This window comes from Nocardiopsis sp. LOL_012, assembly GCF_048060475.1.
Classification (GTDB): Bacteria; Actinomycetota; Actinomycetes; order Streptosporangiales; family Streptosporangiaceae; genus Nocardiopsis.
This window is the reverse complement of the sequence record NZ_JBHMIV010000097.1, coordinates 1-1,079: the sequence shown is the minus strand read 5'-3', so window position 1 is coordinate 1,079 and position 1,079 is coordinate 1. Positions and strand designations below refer to the sequence as shown.

General features: G+C 70.5%; 1 protein-coding gene. It reads right to left on the bottom strand.

Annotated elements, in window-relative coordinates; translation table 11 throughout:
* Positions 1 to 1,079: AMP-binding protein (locus tag ACFHWE_RS23595; protein WP_416604070.1), on the bottom strand; the 1,079-nt coding region annotated here is incomplete at both ends.

Below are 1,079 nucleotides of genomic sequence, written 5' to 3'. Positions count from 1 at the left end.
CGTGCTCCGCGGCCAGGGACTCGATGAGTTCGGGCTCGGGGGCCTGCCCCGGCTGGAGGACACAACGGGAGCCCGACATGAGCGCACCCCAGAACTCCAGCGCGAACCCGTCCCAGGACACCGGAGCGCACTGCAACCACACGTGGTCCGGCCCCAGGTCCACGAAGTCCTGCCCCAAGAACGTGCCCACCACGGCGCGGTGCGGTGTGAGCACGCCCTTGGGGCGGCCGGTGGAGCCGGACGTGAACATCACACACACGCCGTCCTCGGGGTCGAGTTCCACGTCCGGAGCCCGGTCGGCGCACGCCGCGATCGTCTCGGCGTCGGTGTCCACGCACACCAGGGGGTAGATCACCGGTATACGCTCGGTCCACTCGGAGCGGGTGACCACCAGCCGTGCCCCCGCGTCCTCGGCCATGCCGACGATCCTGTCCTCGGGGAAGCCGGGGTCCAGCAGCAGGTAGACCGCACCGGCCTTGGCCGCCGCCAGCACCGCCACCGCCAGATCGATACCCCGCTCCAGCAGCACACCCACCACGTCACCGCGGCCCACACCGCACCCGACCAGATGCCGCGCCAACCGGTTGGCACGAATGTCCAGCTCCGCGTAGGTCAGACGCTCACCGCCGAACACCACCGCCACCGACTCCGGAGCCCGCCGCACGTGCCCCTCGAACACCTCCGGCACCGTCAGGTCCGGGACCTCCCGGTCGCTCGCGTTCCACCCGTGGACGACCCGCCCGTACTCCTCCTCCGACAGCACCTCCACCTCACGCAGACCCGTGTCCGCGTCCTCGGCGAAACAGCGCAGCACCCGCACCAGCACGTCGGCGATCCGCCGCACCGTCACCTCGTCGAACAGCTCCACCGCGTACCCGATCCGACCACGCAGTCCGGAGCCGTCCTCAGGACGTTCGAAGATCATGTCCAGGTCGAACTTGGCGACGCCGGAGTCCCGGCCGAGCTCCGGAACGGCGGGGGTCCCGCCCAGGTCGACCGTGCCGAAAGTGGCGTGTTCGAGGGTGAGCATGACCTGGAACAAGGGGTTGCGCGCCGCCGACCGCACCGGGTTGACCACC